The organism is Gottfriedia luciferensis, from assembly GCF_002156865.1.
Lineage (GTDB): Bacteria > Bacillota > Bacilli > Bacillales > Bacillaceae_G > Gottfriedia > Gottfriedia luciferensis.
This window is the reverse complement of the sequence record NZ_NCTA01000005.1, coordinates 212379-230064: the sequence shown is the minus strand read 5'-3', so window position 1 is coordinate 230064 and position 17686 is coordinate 212379. Positions and strand designations below refer to the sequence as shown.

General features: G+C 33.9%; 18 protein-coding genes and 2 other annotated features. Of the genes, 10 read left to right on the top strand and 8 right to left on the bottom strand.

Translation table 11 applies throughout. The features are described from left to right. Positions 1–18: 18 nt before the first annotated feature. Positions 19–492: a hypothetical protein gene (locus B7R67_RS06545; protein ID WP_142289525.1), complete on the top strand. Its 474-nt coding sequence runs from the start codon at positions 19–21 to the stop codon at positions 490–492. A 38-nt stretch (positions 493–530) separates the two neighbouring features. Here B7R67_RS06545 and B7R67_RS06540 read toward each other — a convergent pair whose 3' ends face one another. Together B7R67_RS06540 and B7R67_RS06535 are read right to left on the bottom strand one after the other, a co-directional pair. Next, complete coding sequence (locus B7R67_RS06540; RefSeq protein ID WP_088068698.1) at positions 531–1430, bottom strand: SDR family oxidoreductase; 900 nt, start codon at positions 1428–1430, stop codon at positions 531–533. 121 nt (positions 1431–1551) lie between these two features. Continuing rightward, positions 1552–2667, bottom strand: coding sequence for an aminopeptidase (locus B7R67_RS06535; protein ID WP_088068696.1), 1116 nt, complete (start codon positions 2665–2667; stop codon positions 1552–1554). 200 nt (positions 2668–2867) lie between these two features. Here B7R67_RS06535 and B7R67_RS06530 point away from each other — a divergent pair, with 200 nt between their 5' ends. Together B7R67_RS06530 and ytxJ are read left to right on the top strand one after the other, a co-directional pair. Beyond that, positions 2868–3365 (top strand): DUF948 domain-containing protein, encoded by a 498-nt coding sequence (locus B7R67_RS06530; protein WP_088068694.1) that lies wholly within the window; start codon positions 2868–2870, stop codon positions 3363–3365. Further along, positions 3331–3660, top strand: coding sequence for a bacillithiol system redox-active protein YtxJ (ytxJ, locus tag B7R67_RS06525; RefSeq protein ID WP_088068692.1), 330 nt, complete (start codon positions 3331–3333; stop codon positions 3658–3660). The genes B7R67_RS06530 and ytxJ overlap by 35 nt, the downstream gene beginning before the upstream one ends. Positions 3661–3745: 85 nt before the next feature. Here the strand turns inward: ytxJ and B7R67_RS06520 are convergent, their stop codons facing one another. Further along, a complete protein-coding gene (locus B7R67_RS06520; protein ID WP_088068691.1) occupies positions 3746–4135 on the bottom strand; it encodes a rhodanese-like domain-containing protein in 390 nt (129 codons plus the stop codon). 207 nt (positions 4136–4342) lie between these two features. On the opposite strand from B7R67_RS06520, the gene B7R67_RS06515 reads away from it, so the two are divergent. From B7R67_RS06515 to ccpA, 4 genes are all read left to right on the top strand, one after another. After that, positions 4343–5302 carry an acetamidase/formamidase family protein gene (locus B7R67_RS06515; RefSeq protein WP_088068689.1) on the top strand — a complete coding sequence of 320 codons (960 nt, stop codon included), beginning with the start codon at positions 4343–4345 and terminating at the stop codon, positions 5300–5302. A gap of 24 nt (positions 5303–5326) precedes the next feature. Beyond that, positions 5327–6145 carry an alpha/beta fold hydrolase gene (locus B7R67_RS06510; protein ID WP_088068687.1) on the top strand — a complete coding sequence of 273 codons (819 nt, stop codon included), beginning with the start codon at positions 5327–5329 and terminating at the stop codon, positions 6143–6145. A 218-nt stretch (positions 6146–6363) separates the two neighbouring features. Further along, positions 6364–7434: a bifunctional 3-deoxy-7-phosphoheptulonate synthase/chorismate mutase gene (locus B7R67_RS06505; protein ID WP_088068685.1), complete on the top strand. Its 1071-nt coding sequence runs from the start codon at positions 6364–6366 to the stop codon at positions 7432–7434. Between the two features lie 262 nt (positions 7435–7696). Beyond that, positions 7697–8695, top strand: coding sequence for a catabolite control protein A (gene ccpA, locus B7R67_RS06500; protein WP_088068683.1), 999 nt, complete (start codon positions 7697–7699; stop codon positions 8693–8695). Between the two features lie 613 nt (positions 8696–9308). On the opposite strand, the gene B7R67_RS06495 is transcribed toward ccpA, so the two are convergent. From B7R67_RS06495 to B7R67_RS06485, 3 genes are read right to left on the bottom strand one after another with little or no spacing between them, the layout of a single operon-like run. Then, complete coding sequence (locus B7R67_RS06495; protein ID WP_088068771.1) at positions 9309–10481, bottom strand: acetoin utilization protein AcuC; 1173 nt, start codon at positions 10479–10481, stop codon at positions 9309–9311. Next, the gene (locus B7R67_RS06490) at positions 10481–11122 is read right to left on the bottom strand and encodes an acetoin utilization AcuB family protein (protein ID WP_088068681.1); all 642 of its coding nucleotides are present in this window, start codon (positions 11120–11122) and stop codon (positions 10481–10483) included. Before B7R67_RS06490 ends, B7R67_RS06495 begins: the two co-directional genes overlap by 1 nt. A 35-nt stretch (positions 11123–11157) precedes the next feature. Continuing rightward, a complete protein-coding gene (locus tag B7R67_RS06485; protein WP_088068680.1) occupies positions 11158–11790 on the bottom strand; it encodes a GNAT family N-acetyltransferase in 633 nt (210 codons plus the stop codon). A gap of 179 nt (positions 11791–11969) precedes the next feature. Between B7R67_RS06485 and acsA the strand changes: the two genes are divergently transcribed. Next, complete coding sequence (gene acsA / locus B7R67_RS06480; protein WP_088068678.1) at positions 11970–13688, top strand: acetate--CoA ligase; 1719 nt, start codon at positions 11970–11972, stop codon at positions 13686–13688. 46 nt (positions 13689–13734) lie between these two features. Here the strand turns inward: acsA and B7R67_RS06475 are convergent, their stop codons facing one another. Beyond that, positions 13735–14454 carry a TPM domain-containing protein gene (locus B7R67_RS06475; RefSeq protein ID WP_088068676.1) on the bottom strand — a complete coding sequence of 240 codons (720 nt, stop codon included), beginning with the start codon at positions 14452–14454 and terminating at the stop codon, positions 13735–13737. Next, positions 14451–15026 carry a LemA family protein gene (locus tag B7R67_RS06470; RefSeq protein ID WP_088068674.1) on the bottom strand — a complete coding sequence of 192 codons (576 nt, stop codon included), beginning with the start codon at positions 15024–15026 and terminating at the stop codon, positions 14451–14453. The genes B7R67_RS06475 and B7R67_RS06470 overlap by 4 nt, the downstream gene beginning before the upstream one ends. Before the next feature lie 186 nt (positions 15027–15212). Further along, positions 15213–15450, top strand: a binding site (T-box leader). Between the two features lie 66 nt (positions 15451–15516). On the opposite strand from B7R67_RS06470, the gene tyrS reads away from it, so the two are divergent. Then, positions 15517–16773 carry a tyrosine--tRNA ligase gene (tyrS, locus tag B7R67_RS06465; RefSeq protein WP_088068672.1) on the top strand — a complete coding sequence of 419 codons (1257 nt, stop codon included), beginning with the start codon at positions 15517–15519 and terminating at the stop codon, positions 16771–16773. After that, positions 16774–17018: a binding site (T-box leader), on the top strand. It begins immediately after the preceding gene. A gap of 187 nt (positions 17019–17205) precedes the next feature. Further along, complete coding sequence (locus B7R67_RS06460) at positions 17206–17667, top strand: GNAT family N-acetyltransferase (protein WP_088068670.1); 462 nt, start codon at positions 17206–17208, stop codon at positions 17665–17667. The last annotated feature ends 19 nt before the right edge of the window (positions 17668–17686 follow it).

Below are 17686 nucleotides of genomic sequence, written 5' to 3'. Positions count from 1 at the left end.
TTCTTTTTTGAGTATGAGGTGAAGTATTTTCGCTTAATTGCTTGTATATTTTTACTTTTAGCTTACTCTGCTTTTTTTGGTCGCTTTTTGCATGAATCGAATCAAAAGTTTTACGAGTATAGCATTTATGGAAGTACGATCATTTTTTTTATTATTTGTACTTTAGGAGCTTTAAAATTTAGTAAAAAGTTTAGTAAGATTTCTTATTTTTTTACTATGATCGCATTTGTCGGTTGGTTTGTCGGAAATACATATATTTCAAAAACAGTTTATTGGAGAATTGGAGACACATATAGGCCAATTGAAATTGGTGGCATATTTATGTGGTTATTCATTTTAAGTTTAATTGGAAGCTTTATCTTTGGAGTCATTGCGTTTATTAAAGGTGAGAAAGGTTTAGCTAAATATTCAGCAGTATTATTATTGTTAATGACGGGATTAGTATATGTTAGTATGTTTATTATTTGGCTAGTAATCGGTGGAGAATTTTAATAGATGGAAAAAAAGAAGGTTGTTTAACCTTCTCTTTTTTATGTTTCTGTCATAATTCCACCATTTACGTGAAGTACTTGCCCGGTTACAAATGATGAGTCATCAGAAGCTAAGTAAATATAAGTTGGTGCTAGTTCAAATGGTTGACCAGCTCGCTTCATTGCTGTGTCAGAACCAAATTTTTTCACATACTCTGCAGAATAACTTGAAACAATTAACGGAGTCCAAATTGGACCTGGAGCAACAGCGTTTACACGTATTCCTTTTCGGGCTAGTTGTAGTGATAAAGAGCGAGTATATGAGACGATAGCACCTTTTGTAGAGGAGTAATCAATGAGTAAAGGAGCACCTGCGTAGGCGGTAACAGAGGCAGTAGAGATAATTGAACTGCCCTCTTTCAAATGTGGAAGTGCTGCTTTCGTTAAGTAGAACATAGGAAAGATATTTGTTTGGTAAGTTGTTTCTAATTGTTCATTAGAAATTTTTTCAATTTCATCTTGAGGGAACTGAACACCTTGATTCATGACAAGGATGTCTAGTCTTCCGAAGGATTCTACTGCTTTATTAATCACTTCTATACAAAAATCAGGGCGTCTTAAGTCACCTTCAATAAGTAAACACTTTTGTCCATATTGTTCAACCATTCTTTTTGTTGCTTCAGCATCTTCTCTTTCATATAAGTATGCAATTACTAGACTTGCGCCTTCTTTAGCAAAGCCTATTGCAACAGCACGACCAATTCCACTGTCGCCTCCAGTAATAATCGCCACTTTCCCAGCTAATTTACCGCTTCCTTTATAATCGGGATTATCTGAAATTGGAATCGGATTCATTAAATATTCCAGACCAGGTTGCATGTTTTGATGTTGAGGTGGAAAAGTAATTGGAACTTGTTCGCATTTTTCTTCATAACTATAATACGGATATTTAGGTATCAAGCTAGATCCCCCTTTACTTAATTAGTCAAAGCAAGATATTCGCTTTATTAAAAATTGTGCAAGTCAACATGTAATTGCAAAAAAAGAACACATATAAGTATGTGTTCTTTACAAATGATCATTATTTTAGATTTTCTGGGTTTAATCCTTTTAATTCTTCGATTACGAAAAGACCATCTTTACGGATTAATACGTCATCGAAGTAAATTTCTCCTCCACCGTATTCAGGACGTTGAATACATACCATATCCCAGTGGATATTTGAGTTGTTACCATTGTAAGCTTCATCATAAGCTTGACCTGGAGTGAAATGGAAGCTTCCATCAATTTTTTCGTCGAATAAGATGTCTCCCATTGGGTGTAAAATGTATGGGTTTACACCAATTGCGAATTCACCGATAAAGCGAGCGCCTTCATCTGTATCAAAGATTTTGTTGATACGTTCAGTGTCATTTGCAGTTGCTTCAATAATTTTACCATCTTTGAATTTAAGTTGAACATTTTCAAATGTAAATCCGTTGTTAGGTGATGGAGTGTTATAAGAAAGTGTACCATTTACTGAATTACGAACTGGGGCAGTAAATACTTCACCATCAGGAATATTCATTTCACCAGCACATTTAATAGCCGGGATATCTTTAATTGAGAATGTTAAATCAGTTCCAGGACCTTTAATTTGTACTTTGTCTGTACGGTTCATTAAATCAACTAGCGCATCCATCGCTTTGTCCATTTTACCGTAATCTAGATTACATACATCGAAATAGAAATCTTCAAATGCTTCAGTACTCATTTTAGCTGACTGAGCCATTGAATCTGTAGGGAAGCGTAGAACTACCCATCTAGTTTTTGGAACGCGAATTTCTCTATGTACTTTTTTACCTACAGTATTACCATGAATTTTTGTTTTTTCATCAGGTACATCTGATAGTTCACTAATGTTAACACCTGAACGTAAACCAATATATGCATCCATATCTTTCATTACATTTGCTTCGTATTCAGCAATTTTATTGAAGTGCTCTTCAGTAGCTCCCATTAGTAATGCACGATCTACTTTATGATCTTTAATTGATACGAAAGGAAAACCACCAGCAGCATATGCTTCTTTAACTAAAGCTGTAACTAATTCAGATTCCAGCTTAAAGTTTTCAATTAAGATTTTTTCTCCTGGTTGTAATTTTACAGAGTAATTGATTAAGTTTTTAGCTAGTTTTGCAATACGTGGATCTTTCATTGAAAATTTCCCTCCAATATTTATAACTATATTCCTATTGTAAACTATTTGGTCAGTTTTGTTTACCTATAGTATTCTTTTTTACAAAAGAATTTGAAAACTTGTAATACGACTAGTTTAGTGTTTGGTAAAATTTGTAGTATAATACGAAATAAGTGATTAAAATTGTGGAAGGCTATGAACGAAAGGGGTTTTTTCGAATGGATCTTATTTCCGTTAGTGCGTTAATTGCAGCGATTGCATTTGTTATTTTAGTTGTTTTTATTAGTCGTACGTTATTCCGACTAGAAAGGGTGTTTAGAGGTGTAGAATCTACAATTGCTGAGACACAAAAAGATTTACATAACGTTTGTGTAGAAGCAGTTCAACTAGTACATACTTCTAATCATTTAGCAAATGAAGCTAAAATTTTTGTTAATAATTCAAATGAACTTACGAAAGATATGCGTGAACGAGCAAAATCCCTTGATGTATTAGCTAAATCAGTAGAAGAAGTTGGAGTGACAATCTCGGAAATGAACGAAAAAGTACGAGATACTGCTAATAATGTTTCAACTACTGTAAAAGAAAGCACAGAGAAAATGTCTCAAGTTTTAAATTGGGGTACAACAGCAATCGATTTATGGGAAAAGTATAAAACGAAGCGTGAGGGAAAAAAGAAAAATGGTAAATCGAATATCAACGACTCAACAATTTGATGAGCTAATAAACAACGAAGAAAAATTTGTTTTCTTAAAACATAGTACAACTTGTCCAATTAGTCATGCGGCTTATACTGAATTTTTGGCATTTGCTTCAGCATATGAAAATGTACCATTGTATTTTTTACAAGTACAAGATGATCGTGAGTTATCTAATTATATAGCTGAGAAAACAGAAATTAGACATGAGTCTCCTCAATTATTTATTTTTGAAAATGGTGAGGCAGTTTATAATACTTCACATTTTTCAATTAAGAAAGACACAATTGAAAATGCTTTATTAAAGAAATAAATGTAAAAACTGCACCTGAAATTTAGGTGCAGTTTTTAATTAAAACGATTTTTAATCAATATGAGATGTTTCGACTTCTAAAAAATTACTCTACATCAAAACCTGCTGCTTTCCATGCAGCAGTTCCACCATCAATATATGCTACATCAGTGAATCCCATTTTTTTTAGTAAGTAAGCACCTAAAGCAGCTTGACCACCAGCGCCGCATGTTACAAGCACAGGACGATTTCGATCAGCTAATCTTGGTTCGCGTAAATGTTCAGGTAGCTCCAAATCTGCACGGATTGGAAGCATGCCAAGAGAGATATTAACACTGCTAGGAATTAAACCGCATGCACCTGCATCAGCTGCATCTTGTACATCAATGACGAATGTATCTGGATTTGATTTAATTTTTTCTCGTGCATCAGCTGAACTGATCCCATTTACATTTTCACGTGCTTCTGCAACCATTTGTTTAAAAGTAATTGCCATCATTAATCCTCCAATAAAATAAAATTTGATTTTCCTCAAATTGGAAATCCTTTCTATACAATACACCTAAAGGAACAGACAATTCAAATGAAGGCTTTGGGTCGAGGGAAATTTAGGTAGAAAAATTAAAAACAAGGAAATGTATTTTAGATGCAGAATTAAGTTATGGTGAAATCATTTTTTGTTAGCTGAAAGAAGGAGTAAACTATGTCGGAAACATTTAAGTATACTATCTCAAATCAACATTTGCATGCATCTTTTAATAATGAATATGAACCAATTCAATTCATTCGATCTGGTGATTCGATCGAGTTTAACACAATCGATATTGGATGGGGGTATTCAGAAAAAGAAGGTGAACGAATAAGATTTGAGTCAAGAGAGAAAGAAACAGAATGGGGTCATCCAATGATTGGACCATTTTATATCGAAAATGCAAAGCCAGGGATGACTCTTGAGATAAAAATAAATGAATTAAAATCAGGTTGGTACGGATGGAATTGTGCTGGTGGTAATAAGAATTGGCAAAATAAAGTATTAGGTATTTCGGAACAACCAGAAGTAACGATTAATTGGATGATTAATACGGAAAGTAAGTTAGCAAAAACGGAAATAAAAGACCAAGAATTTTCGGTACCATTAAGTCCATTCTTAGGTGTTCTTGCAACAGCACCTAGTGAACCGGGAATTCATTCGACAATTCCACCTAGATATTGTGGCGGAAATATAGATTGCAAAGAATTAATAGAAGGTAGTACGTTATTTTTACCGATTGCTGTTGAAGGGGCTTTGTTCTCAGCTGGTGATGGACATGCTGCCCAAGGAGATGGGGAAGTATCAGGTCAAGCGATCGAAGCACCATTTGATAAAGTAAATCTTACCCTTACAGTCAGAGAAGATTTGCACATAAATATGCCTCGCGCTAATACTCCGGCGGGGTGGATCACTTTTGGTTTTGATGAAGATTTAAACAAAGCAACAGCTACGGCATTAAACGGTATGGTTGAATTAATGCAAGAACTTTACAGTTTAGAAAAAACAGAAGCTGTTGCGTTAGCTAGTGTTTGTGTTGATTTGAGAATCACTCAAATTGTAAACAAGGTCAAGGGAGTTCATGCAGTATTACCACATGATAAATTATTTTCACCAACCGGTAAATCAGAGTAAATAAAAAGTTTGGAGGTAATTAAAATGCCTTTTTGTACTTTAAAAAATAGTGAGATTAACTATGAAATAAAGGGAGAAGGACAACCAATTGTTATGATTCATGGGTTTACGCCGGACTCTAGGTTAATGCAAGGTTGTATGGAACCAATATTTACGAATAGGAATGGTTATAAGAGGATTTACTTTGATCTCCCAGGAATGGGTAAAACAAAAGGAAGCAGTGAGATTAATACAACAGATGATATGTTAAAAACAGTTCTTGAATTTCTAGATGCAATAATTCCTGGGCAATCATTTTTATTAGTGGGAGAATCTTACGGAGGGTATTTAGCTAGGGGGATTATTGCGAATAGATCAGAAAAAGTAGAAGGTGTTGCATTTATTTGCCCGGTGATTATACCAGAATATGAACAAAGAACACTTCCTGAACACACAGTAGTAAAAGAAGATTTCATATTTATGAACCAACTTACTGAAATAGAAAAAACAGATTTTCGTACAAATAATGTTGTGTTAAATGAAAAAACTTGGGTTCGATATAAAAATGAGATTGAAAGTGGCTGTTCAATTGCCGACCAAGATTTCTTATCGAAAATAAGGAGGAATTACGGTTTCTCATTTAAGATCGACAGCAGAAAGTTCAATGCACCAAGTTTATTTTTGTTAGGATTACAGGATTCAGTCGTTGGATTTAAAGACGCATTTAAATTACTAGAAAATTTTCCTGGAGCAACTTTTACAGTATTAGATCAGGCTGGACATAACCTGCAAATCGAACAAGAGAAATTATTTAATTCTCATATTAATGAGTGGTTAGACAGAGTAGGAGAAGATAGTAAATAAAAAACTATTGTTTCTTTATAACATACAAAATTAAATATGTTATGGAAGATTTACTTAGGTGAATCTTCTTTTTTTATTGCTATAAAAACCTACCTTTAAATCTTAAGCTATTCGGATATAAAATATTTTTGTAAAATAATGCTCTTATTTTGATTAGCTTTTAATAAAGTGTCATAATAACAAATGAGATATTGGTTTATTTGCAAGGAGGATTTAAGTTGAACAATAATGATTTAGAGCAACTAAGAAGTGAAATCGATCAGATTAATCATCAAATATTTGAGTTGTTAAATAGAAGAGGCGAAATCGCTAAAAAAATAGGAATCGCAAAGATTGATCAAGGAGTTAAACGTTATGATCCAGTCAGAGAACGTAAAATGCTTGATCATATAGCAGAAATAAATGAAGGACCATTTAGTACAGCAACACTCCAACATATATTTAAAGAAATTTTTAAAAGTAGCTTAGAGCTTCAAGAAGAAGATGATAAAAAGGTTTTACTTGTATCAAGAAAAAGAAAATCTGAAAATACAATCGTCGAAGTAAATGGCGTTAAAATCGGTGATGGAAGTCCAATCATTATTGCTGGGCCATGTGCAGTTGAAAGTTATGAGCAAGTGGATTCTGTTGCAAAAGTATTAAAGGAACAAGGAATTAAAATTATGCGAGGTGGTGCATTTAAACCACGCACGTCTCCATATGATTTCCAAGGACTTGGTGAAGAGGGCTTGAAAATCTTAAAAGAAGTTGGTCAAAACCACGGTTTAGCAATTATTAGTGAAATCGTTAGTCCAGAGCATATTGAAATGGCTTTAGATTATGTTGATATCATTCAAATTGGTGCTAGAAACATGCAAAATTTTGAGCTTTTAAAGGCTGCAGGTTCTGTGAAAAAACCAATTTTACTAAAAAGAGGATTATCTGCGACAATCGAAGAGTTTATTTATGCGGCTGAGTATATTATGTCAGAAGGAAATCAAGAAATCATCTTATGTGAACGTGGCATTCGAACTTATGAAAAAGCGACAAGAAATACGTTAGATATTACAGCTGTTCCAATTTTAAAACAAGAAACACATTTACCTGTATTAGTAGATGTAACTCATTCTACAGGAAGAAGAGACTTACTAATCCCTGCAGCAAAAGCAGGATTAGCAATTGGAGCCGATGGAATTATGGCAGAAGTTCATCCGGACCCTGCAACTGCATTAAGTGATTCATCGCAGCAAATGAACTTTGATCAATTTGGCCAATTTATGACTGAAGTTAATTCATTCATGAATCGATAATTTTCAAAAAAGCGCTGGCTGACTAAAATTCAGTCAGCGCTTTTTTGAATAATTTGTGAACATTTGTTTTAAATTAGGTTTAGATAGTGAAAAACTACAAATTATTTACATTTTTTTCTAAACGGTGTATTGAATGAATATTCATTTCACTATAAGATAGAAGGAAGGCACTATTTTTGTGGAATATGACGATTTATGACTATTTTACTCAAATTAAAAACAAACTACATAATAGATAGAATAAAATAGAGGAGTGAAGAAAATGACGGTTACGATTTACGATGTGGCACGTGAAGCAAACGTTTCCATGGCTACGGTTTCACGTGTAGTCAATGGAAATCCTAATGTTAAACCGACTACAAGGAAAAAAGTAAATGAAGCGATCAGTCGTTTAGGATATAGACCTAATGCAGTTGCAAGAGGGCTAGCAAGTAAAAAAACAACAACAGTTGGAGTAATTATTCCAGATATATCAAACACTTTTTATGCAGAACTTGCTCGTGGTATTGAAGATATCGCAACAATGTATAAGTACAATATTATTTTAAGTAACTCTGATGAGAATGTTGAAAAAGAGATTACATTAATTAATAATATGTTAGCAAAACAAGTGGACGGTATTTTATTTATTGGTGGAACGATTAAAGATATCCATATTGAAGAATATGAAAAAGCTGGTGTACCGATCGTTTTGGCAACTACTTTTGATGAATCAAAAAAAATACCTTCAGTAAATATTGATTATGCTCAAGCAGCTTTTGATGCAGTTGATTATTTAATTAAAAAAGGTCATCAACAAGTAGCGTTCGTAAATGGACCTACAGAAAATAATATCATCGGTTCAAGCAAGCTAGAAGGATACAAACGTGCTTTACAAGAGAATGGTATTGAATTCGATGAAAATTTAGTTACTTATGGTGATAATAGCTATGAATCTGGAAGTGAAGCATTTGAATCATTTCATGAACGCAATATAGTGCCTAGTGCGATTTTTGTAGCCTCTGACGAGATGGCGATAGGGGTAATCCACAGTGCTCAAGATCATGGAATCCTTGTCCCAAATGATCTTGAAGTTTTCGGATTTGATAATACAAGACTTGCCTTGATGGTTCGTCCGAAATTAACATCTGTTGCACAACCAATGTATGATATCGGTGCAGTTGCAATGCGATTATTGACGAAGTACATGAATAAAGAAACTGTTGAAGATGCTACTGTCATTCTTCCTCATCATCTTCAATTCAGACAATCAACAAAATAATAGAAATAAGAAGCTTAGGAATGGTTTTGTTCCTGAGCTTTTTTTATTTTATGAGGAGGAGATTAAGGGTGTGAACTGCAAATAAGTTGAAGGAAGCGGCAAATAAACTCAATAAAAGTGCAAATACAGATTTGAGAGGCAGGAAGTGAAGAATGAACTGCAAATAAGTTGAAGGAGCGGCAAATAAACTCAATAAAAGTGCAAATACAGATATGAGAAGCAGGAAGTGAAGAATGAACAGCAAATAAGTTGAAGGAAGCGGCAAATAAACCCTATAAAAGTGCAAATAAAGAGATGGAAGCAGCAAATAAAGAGTAAACTGCAAATAAAAGGTGTGAATCGCAAATAAAAATGGCAAAATAGCAAATAAAATTCGAGAATCGCAAATAAAACAGACAGAATCGCAAATAAAAGTATAAATTACCTATACCGGCAAGTGTATTTCGTAGGGAATTTGGGCAATTGTGGATGTTTTTTAATATAAAACTAGCAATTTTTCTTTAATTCTCTTTGAATTTGATTAGAAATCTAATAATTTTATATAAAAAAGACCAATAAAATCTACTAAAAATAAAAAACGCTGTCAGGATACCCCTTAACAGCGTAAAGAAATTTAAATAAAAGGTTTCTTTTGTTGAATATGCAATGGCTCGAGTGCACGGTATAGAATTTGTTCGTTATATTCTTCTATTTCTTTTTTTCTTGGGATTGGTTTCACAATTGATGGATCGTCTGTCCAAGTAGTTGGTAACTTAACATTAGCAATATTCTGCCATTTTTCTAACCAACTATCCGGTATTAATTCTGAAGTCGGTTGTTGATTTGTCATTGCGAGCCATACTTGAGACCAAGCACGTGGTACGACTCTCCAGTAATCGTATCCTCCGCCAGCGACTGCAATCCATCTACCTTCACAATATTTATGGGCAATTTCATGAGCGATTTTTGGGATTTCTTCAAATGTTTTCATCGTTGTACAAAGATGTGTTAATGGATCGTAGCAATGAGAATCAGATCCATTTTGTGTGAGAATGATATCTGGTTTAAAATATTCAGCTATATCTGTAATTGCTTTTTTGTAGTTTGATAGAAATGACTCATCTTCTGTAAATGCATCGACAGGAATATTAAATGCATAACCGTAACCTTTTCCTTGGCCTCTTTCGTTTACGGCACCAGTACCTGGGAATAAATATCTACCAGTTTCATGAATGGATAATGTGCATACAGTTGGGTCATCATAAAATGCCCATTGAACTCCATCGCCGTGATGGGCGTCTGTATCAACATATAAAACTTTTAATCCATATTTTTTTTGTATGTATTTTATTGCGATTGCACAATCATTATAGATACAAAATCCAGAAGCTTTTCGTTTAAAACCATGATGGAGACCACCGCCTAAATTAAAGGCGTGATTTGATTTTCCTTCCAAAACGGCATCAACTGCAGTCAATGTACCACCTACGATTAGTGCGCTTGCTTCATGCATGTTTCTAAAAATAGGTGTATCTTCAGTTCCTAAACCGTATTGTTCGGCGACATTTGCTCTTATTGGTTCTCGACTCGCTTTTTTAACTTGTTCGATAAATTGTTGATCATGAAAAAGTAATAATTCCTCATCTGTTGCTAATCTTGGTGGAAGAATATCAATATCAGATACAAGATTACTAGATTTTAATAGTTCATAAACTAATTGGGACCGTATTGGATTAAAAGGATGATTTTCATTGAATTGATATGTATGATAGTCTGCACTATAAACTAAATAAGCTTCCTTTTTCATCATACTTCACTCTCTTCATTTGGCGAAAGAACTTTATAACCTTCATTCTTTAAGATTTGAATGAGAGGAAGTGGATTCATTGTTTGAATTCTAAAAACTAGAACTTTATGATTTTCGTCTTTTGCAGGGTATACAAGTACACTTACAATATTAATGTTTTCTTTTGCAATAACATTTACAACATCACTTAATATACCTGGTTCATCATGGACTAATATTTCGATTTGGGAGCTAGGTTGATAGGCACCCGTTAAAGTTACAAGTGTATGTAATACATCAATTTCTGTTACAATTCCTATTAGCTTACCGCTTAATATGACTGGTAAACAGCCTATTTTATATTGAAAAAAATAGGTTGCGACTTCTTCTACAAAATCAATCGGGCTACACGTAATAACATTAGTAGTCATAATTTTTTCAACCGGTACATCAAATACCGATGAAATCGCTTGTGAATATAAGGTAGAAGGTAGGGCATCACGGACATCACGGTCAGAAATGATTCCAACAACTTGCCCGTCATCATTAATAATTGGAATATGACGGACTGCGCCTTTTCTAAAAATAGCTACTGCTTCACCAATCGTATTGTCCTTCTTTAAAGTAATGTTTGAACTGCGCATAATATCTTGAATAAGCATTGTTTTGAATCCTACCTTTCGAGATTAAAGTTCAGTTAGTACATATATCTTTGCAAAAAGCGTAGTGCATCAAATGCTTGGATTTCTTCAGTTGTTACCCGTTTTCCTATCCTCGCCATTAAACAGTTTGCAGGATGCGAGCAAATTTCCGGATCGTCAGTTGCAAATTGAATGAGCCCTCCCGCATTCATCATTTTTTCCATCATTTTACGGTATTCCCAAACATTTAGACCGGTACCTTTTAAATCCCAATGCCAATAATATTCAGTCGTAATAATGATATAATCTTCCATTGCATCATCTAGCATTGAAAGAATTAGCATATTTTTAGCGACAGAAAAGCCTCTAAATTCTGGGATAACTTCGACTGCACCTAACTCAACTAAATTTTCGAGCGTAGTTTGTGACCATCTTTCAAGTGGGTCAGGATATAAATAAGTTACATACCCTACAATTGTTTGATCATGTCTTGCGATAATAATTCTTGCCTCAGGTAAACTGGCAATTTCAACAATTGCTTTATGTTGTTGTGCTGGTTGTCTAAAAGAAGTTAGATTTTCATGAAAATGATATGTTTCAAGTAAAGCAGATTCGACTGGCCCTTCTATAATTAACTCACCATGTTGTGTTTGAATCGTTTTCGAAAAATATTTTTTTGGGTGATCCAATATTACACACTCCCTCGGAAAACACCTTTTTTTATATCATACTAAAAATTACAGGAAAGACATACAGGAAAAAAATCGGTTAATGTCTAATACATATAAATGGCGAATTTATTTAAAATACTGAAAATTGAGTATTATCAATGTATAATGTTAGTAGACAATATCAAGGAGGGATTTTTATGAAGGTGGAAGCGCTTCCTGTTAGTAATGGTCAATTTAATTTAAAAAACTATGAAGAAAGCTATAAAAATTTTAAGTGGGAAGATGTAGAAAAAGAGTTTTCTTGGTATACAACGCAAAAATATAATATGGCATTTGAGGCGGTCGACCGTCATGCAAATTCTCATCGTAAAGATAAAATTGCATTGTATTACAAAGATGATAAGCGAAATGAAAAATATACGTTTGAAGAAATGAAAAATCATTCAAATAAAGCAGCAAATGTATTAAAACAATTTGGTGACGTTGAAAAGGGCGATCGCGTATTTATCTTTATGCCTCGTCAGCCGGAATTATATTTCGCTCTTTTAGGTGCCTTGAAACTTGGCGCTATTGTTGGCCCATTATTCGAAGCATTTATGGAAGGTGCTGTTAAGGATCGTTTAGAGGATAGTGCAGCAAAAGTATTAGTAACAACGCCGGCTTTATTATCACGAGTACCAATTAATGATTTACCTGCATTAAAAACAATTTTCCTTGTAGGAGAAGATGTTGAAGAAGGCGGTAAATTTGTAGATTTTAAAGGCCGCATGAAAGAGGCAAAAACAGATTTTGAAATTACTTGGTTAAACCGTCATGATGGTTTAATTTTACATTATACATCTGGTTCAACTGGAAAACCAAAAGGTGTTCTTCATGTTCAACAAGCTATGATTCAGCATTATCAAACTGGTAAATGGGTAACTGATCTTCAAGAGGATGATATTTATTGGTGCACGGCTGATCCAGGCTGGGTAACTGGGACATCTTATGGTATTTTTGGTCCATGGTTAAATGGTGCTTCTAACGTAATTTTGGGAGGCCGTTTCAGTCCTGAAGCCTGGTATGAAACAATTCAGGAGTTTGGAGTAACAGTTTGGTATAGCGCTCCGACAGCGTTCCGTATGCTAATGGGAGCAGGAGTTGATGTAATTAAGAAGTATGATTTAAGTTCGCTTCGACATATTTTGAGTGTTGGTGAACCATTAAACCCAGAAGTAGTTCGTTGGGGTGCGAAAGTATTTAATTTAAGAATTCACGATAATTGGTGGATGACTGAAACTGGTGCTTCTTTAATTGCTAACTATCCTTGTATGCCAATTCGTCCAGGATCAATGGGAAAACCATTCCCTGGGGTTGTAGCAGCTATTGTTGATAATAATGGTAATGAGGTTGCGCCATATACAATGGGAAATCTAGCAATTAAAAAGGGCTGGCCATCAATGATGAATACGATTTGGAATAATGAAGCAAAATTCCAATCATATTTCTTAAATGATGAGTGGTATGTTTCGGGTGATTCAGCTTACATGGATGAAGACGGATATTTTTGGTTCCAAGGACGTGTTGATGATGTGATTATGACTTCAGGTGAGCGTGTAGGTCCATTTGAAGTGGAAAGTAAACTAGTTGAACATCCAGCGATTGCAGAAGCAGGTGTAATCGGAATTCCGGACCCAGTACGTGGAGAAATCATTAAAGCATTTGTTGCTTTAAGAGATGGTTATGTTGCTTCGGATGAATTGAAAGAAGAAATTCGTAATTTCGTTAAACTAGGATTAGCGGCTCATGCAGCACCTAGACAAATTGAATTCCGTGATAAATTACCAAAAACTCGTAGTGGAAAAATTATGCGAAGAGTCTTAAAAGCATGGGAGTTAGATCTTCCAACGGGTGATTTATCTACTATGGAAGACTAATAAAAAAGTAAAACCATTGGAAGAAATTTTTCCAATGGTTTTTTAATTAAAATTTTCGATCAGAGCCCCCACCGCCGGAGCTTCCGCCTCCACCGCCTCTAGAGCCACCTGATGAATTCAAAAGAGCTGGTAATAAATTTAAGATGAAATAAGTGAGTACACCGTTAAAGAACATCATATCAAGGATAATAATCCCGATTACAACTGCAATAATAATAAATATTTTTAAATTGTCCCATAACGTACTTGAACTTGTATGACCAGTTTTCTCAGAGCCATTTAAAATAACGTTATATAAAGACTTATAAGTATTTGTTATTGCAAGTGACTCCTCACCTTTTTTTAAATATGGAATTGCACTTTGATCTAATATGTTACCAGATCGAACATCTGTTACAACTCCTTCTAAACCATAACCAACTTCAATTCTTATTTGTCGATCTTTTTTTGCATATAACAATAGGACACCATTATTCTTCTCTTTATTACCTAAGCCATATTTTCGAAAAGCTGTATTAGCATATTCTTTAATATCATTTCCCTCTAAGCTTGGAATTGTTAGAACTGCTAGTTGAGCAGAAGTAGTATCATCTAATTTTTTTCCTAACTGAATTAGAGTTTGTGTATCTTCACTGTCGAGTACATTCGCATAATCTTGTACATAAATATTTCCGACTTTTGAAGGTACTTTAATTTCAGCATTTGCATTCGTAACAAATGATAAAAGGAAACCTATTAGGAATATTGTTGAGAGGATTTTTCTCATTTATTACCAGCGCCACTAAAGTCAACCTCAGGTGTAGCTTTGTCTGATTCAGATACTTCAAAGTATGGTTTCTGTTCAAATCCAGATATTCTGGCTACTAAAACTCCTGGGAATTTTTTAATTTTTTGATTATAGTCAGTTACTGCATCATTGTAATCTTTACGAGCAACTGCTAGTCGATTTTCTGTACCTTCTAGACTATCCATTAGTGCCTGGAAATTTTGGTTTGATTTTAAATCAGGATAGTTTTCTACTACAACTAATAAACGAGACAATGCTCCAGATAATTCTTGGTCAGCCTTGCTTTTTTCAGACGTAGTTTGAGCGCCTGCTAATTTTGCACGTGCATCTGTTACAGAAGCAATCACATCTTTCTCTTGTGATGCATATCCTTTTACTGTATTAACTAAGTTCGGAATTAAATCTGAACGACGTTTTAATTGGTTATCAACTTGTGACATTTTATTCGTTACATTTTCTTCCTTTGTTACAAAGCTATTATAGCTTCCCACACCCATAAAGATTAGAACTGCTACAATTATTAGAGCAATCCACATACCCTTATTCTTCATGAATAACACTCCATTTCCAAAATATGTATTTTTAAAGATACTAATATTAATATTTAACCATATTATTGAATTTAAAGCATTTATATTCAATGAATGGATGACAATTTAGATAAAATTAATAAAAATTTAATTATCTATTTGACTTTGTAGAATTATGTGTGATATAAATGTTTCATAACATTTTAATAGTGAGCGTTGAAAGGCTTAGTAGTGTGAATGCTATTGTTTCAGAGAGCTAATGGTTGGTGAGAATTAGCACAGACATTGACATGAATTACACCCTGGAGCATTCTTTTTCGACATTTGTTAAGTTAACAAATTAGGATTAGAACGGTTAACAGCCGTTAATTGTATGAGAGGTAGCTAGAATTTTTTATTAGCTACAACTAGGGTGGTACCGCGATTTTAATTATTCGTCCCTACTGTTTATCAGTAGGGACTTTTTATTTTGTTTAAATGCTTATAGAAGATAGAAGGGGTGGGCTAAAAAATGGAAAATATCTTACAAGATCTAGAATTTCGTGGATTAATTAATCAAATGACAGATGAAGAAGGACTTCAAAAATTATTAAGCGAAGAATCTGTTTCATTATACTGTGGTTTTGATCCAACAGGCGATAGCTTACACATTGGACACTTATTACCAATTTTAATGTTAAAAAGATTTCAAGTTGCAGGTCATAAACCAATTGGGGTAGTAGGTGGAGCAACTGGTATGATCGGAGACCCAAGCGGTAAAAAAGCAGAGCGTACATTAAATACGGCTGATACAGTGAAAATGTTCAGTGAGCGAATTCGTACACAATTATTACCATTCTTAAGTTTTGAAGGTGATAATGCTGCGAAAGTAGTTAATAACTACGATTGGACTGGAGAATTAGATGTAATTACTTTCTTACGTGATATCGGTAAAAACTTCGGATTAAATTACATGCTTGCTAAAGACTCAGTTGCATCTCGTTTAGAAGCAGGTATTTCATTTACTGAGTTTAGCTACATGATATTACAATCATACGATTTCTTAAAATTGTACCAAGACCATAACTGTAAATTACAAATTGGTGGTAGTGACCAATGGGGTAATATTACAGCTGGTATGGAATTAATTCGTAAAACAGAAGAAGATTCAAAAGCGTTTGGACTTACTGTACCATTAGTTACAAAAGCAGATGGTTCTAAATTTGGTAAAACAGAAGGTGGAGCAGTTTGGTTAGATCCTGAAAAAACAACTCCATACGAATTCTACCAATTCTGGATTAACACAGATGATCGTGATGCAGTTAAATACTTAAAGTACTTTACATTCTTATCAAAAGAAGAGATTTTGGAAATTGAAAAACAATTCAATGAAGCTCCTGAACAACGTGTTGCTCAAAAAGCATTAGCTGCAGAAGTAACAAAACTTGTTCACGGTGAAGAAGCTCTTAATCAAGCAATCAAAATTACAGAAGCACTATTTAGCGGTTCTGTAAAAGAGTTAACGGCTGCTGAAATTAAACAAGGATTTAAAGATGTACCTTCATTTCATTTAACTGAAGCAGAAAAAGGATTAGTAGATCTTTTAGTAGAAGCTAAAATTTCTCCATCTAAACGTCAAGCTCGTGAAGATGTTCAAAACGGAGCAGTTTATGTAAATGGTGATCGTATACAAGATGTTACAAAAGTGTTATCTAAATTAGATGCAATTGAAGAACAATTTATCATTATTCGCCGTGGTAAGAAGAAATACCACTTAATTACATTATAATAATAAACAGTGAACGAAAAAGCAGTAGTTTAGTTGAAGTTAGTTCAGAGAGCGAGTGGTTGGTGAGAACTCGTCTATCCAATTAAACGAATTACATTTCGGGAGTTTTCTTTTCGTAGTTAGTTTATCTAATGAAGGGAAGAACGTAATTCTACGTTACAGATGTCGAGTGATAAAGAGAGATACTTTTTATAGTAATCCTTCTTTATAACTAGGGTGGTAACGCGATCGAGGTCGTCCCTATATTTAATAGGGGCTGTCTCGATTTTTATTTTGCACTAAAAGTGTATAAATTGACAGAGATGATGCGTAATCAACGTAGTAGGCTTTTTCTAGGAATAAAGTATAATTGCAACTACATTTATGCCATCGCCATAAAAGGCTCGCTATTTAACGAGTTTTCTTAACCAATTTTTTGAAAGGAGAATAATCATGGAGATATTTGTAACGAAAGATTACCGAATATTGGCAAAACTTAACGAGAGTGTTCAAAACCTACACGCTGAATTATTTCCACAATTTTTTAAGGTTCATAATCTGAATGAAATTACCGAGTTTTTTAAGAATGTTGTAGATAAACCGGAGCATCATTTTTTTGTCGTAAAAGATGTAGAAGAATTGGTCGGTTATGCTTGGATAGAAATAAAAAATATTCCTGAGGGACCAATAAAGAAAGCGGATCGTTTAGGTTACATTCACCAAATAAGTATTAATGAGGGAAAAAGAAATATGGGTTATGGTTCATTTTTAATTCATAAACTTGCTTCATTTGCTCGTGATCATGAACTTTCAAGGGTTGAGCTAGATTATTGGATTGATAATAAAAATGCAAGTGAATTTTATGAAAGACTTGGTTTCGTAAAGTTTCGTGAACACGTATATATGGAAATTTAAAAACAGGTTTTAAACACAA

Coding starts and splice junctions, on each gene's coding strand:
- ccpA (WP_088068683.1), top strand. CDS start 7,697: ATGACGGTTACGATTTACGATGTGGCACGTGAAGCAAACGTTTCCATG.
- B7R67_RS06520 (WP_088068691.1), bottom strand. CDS start 4,135: ATGGCAATTACTTTTAAACAAATGGTTGCAGAAGCACGTGAAAATGTA.
- B7R67_RS06490 (WP_088068681.1), bottom strand. CDS start 11,122: ATGCTTATTCAAGATATTATGCGCAGTTCAAACATTACTTTAAAGAAG.
- B7R67_RS06460 (WP_088068670.1), top strand. CDS start 17,206: ATGGAGATATTTGTAACGAAAGATTACCGAATATTGGCAAAACTTAAC.
- B7R67_RS06535 (WP_088068696.1), bottom strand. CDS start 2,667: ATGAAAGATCCACGTATTGCAAAACTAGCTAAAAACTTAATCAATTAC.
- B7R67_RS06495 (WP_088068771.1), bottom strand. CDS start 10,481: ATGAAAAAGGAAGCTTATTTAGTTTATAGTGCAGACTATCATACATAT.
- tyrS (WP_088068672.1), top strand. CDS start 15,517: ATGGAAAATATCTTACAAGATCTAGAATTTCGTGGATTAATTAATCAA.
- B7R67_RS06515 (WP_088068689.1), top strand. CDS start 4,343: ATGTCGGAAACATTTAAGTATACTATCTCAAATCAACATTTGCATGCA.
- B7R67_RS06470 (WP_088068674.1), bottom strand. CDS start 15,026: ATGAAGAATAAGGGTATGTGGATTGCTCTAATAATTGTAGCAGTTCTA.
- ytxJ (WP_088068692.1), top strand. CDS start 3,331: ATGGTAAATCGAATATCAACGACTCAACAATTTGATGAGCTAATAAAC.
- B7R67_RS06510 (WP_088068687.1), top strand. CDS start 5,327: ATGCCTTTTTGTACTTTAAAAAATAGTGAGATTAACTATGAAATAAAG.
- B7R67_RS06475 (WP_088068676.1), bottom strand. CDS start 14,454: ATGAGAAAAATCCTCTCAACAATATTCCTAATAGGTTTCCTTTTATCA.
- B7R67_RS06530 (WP_088068694.1), top strand. CDS start 2,868: ATGGATCTTATTTCCGTTAGTGCGTTAATTGCAGCGATTGCATTTGTT.
- acsA (WP_088068678.1), top strand. CDS start 11,970: ATGAAGGTGGAAGCGCTTCCTGTTAGTAATGGTCAATTTAATTTAAAA.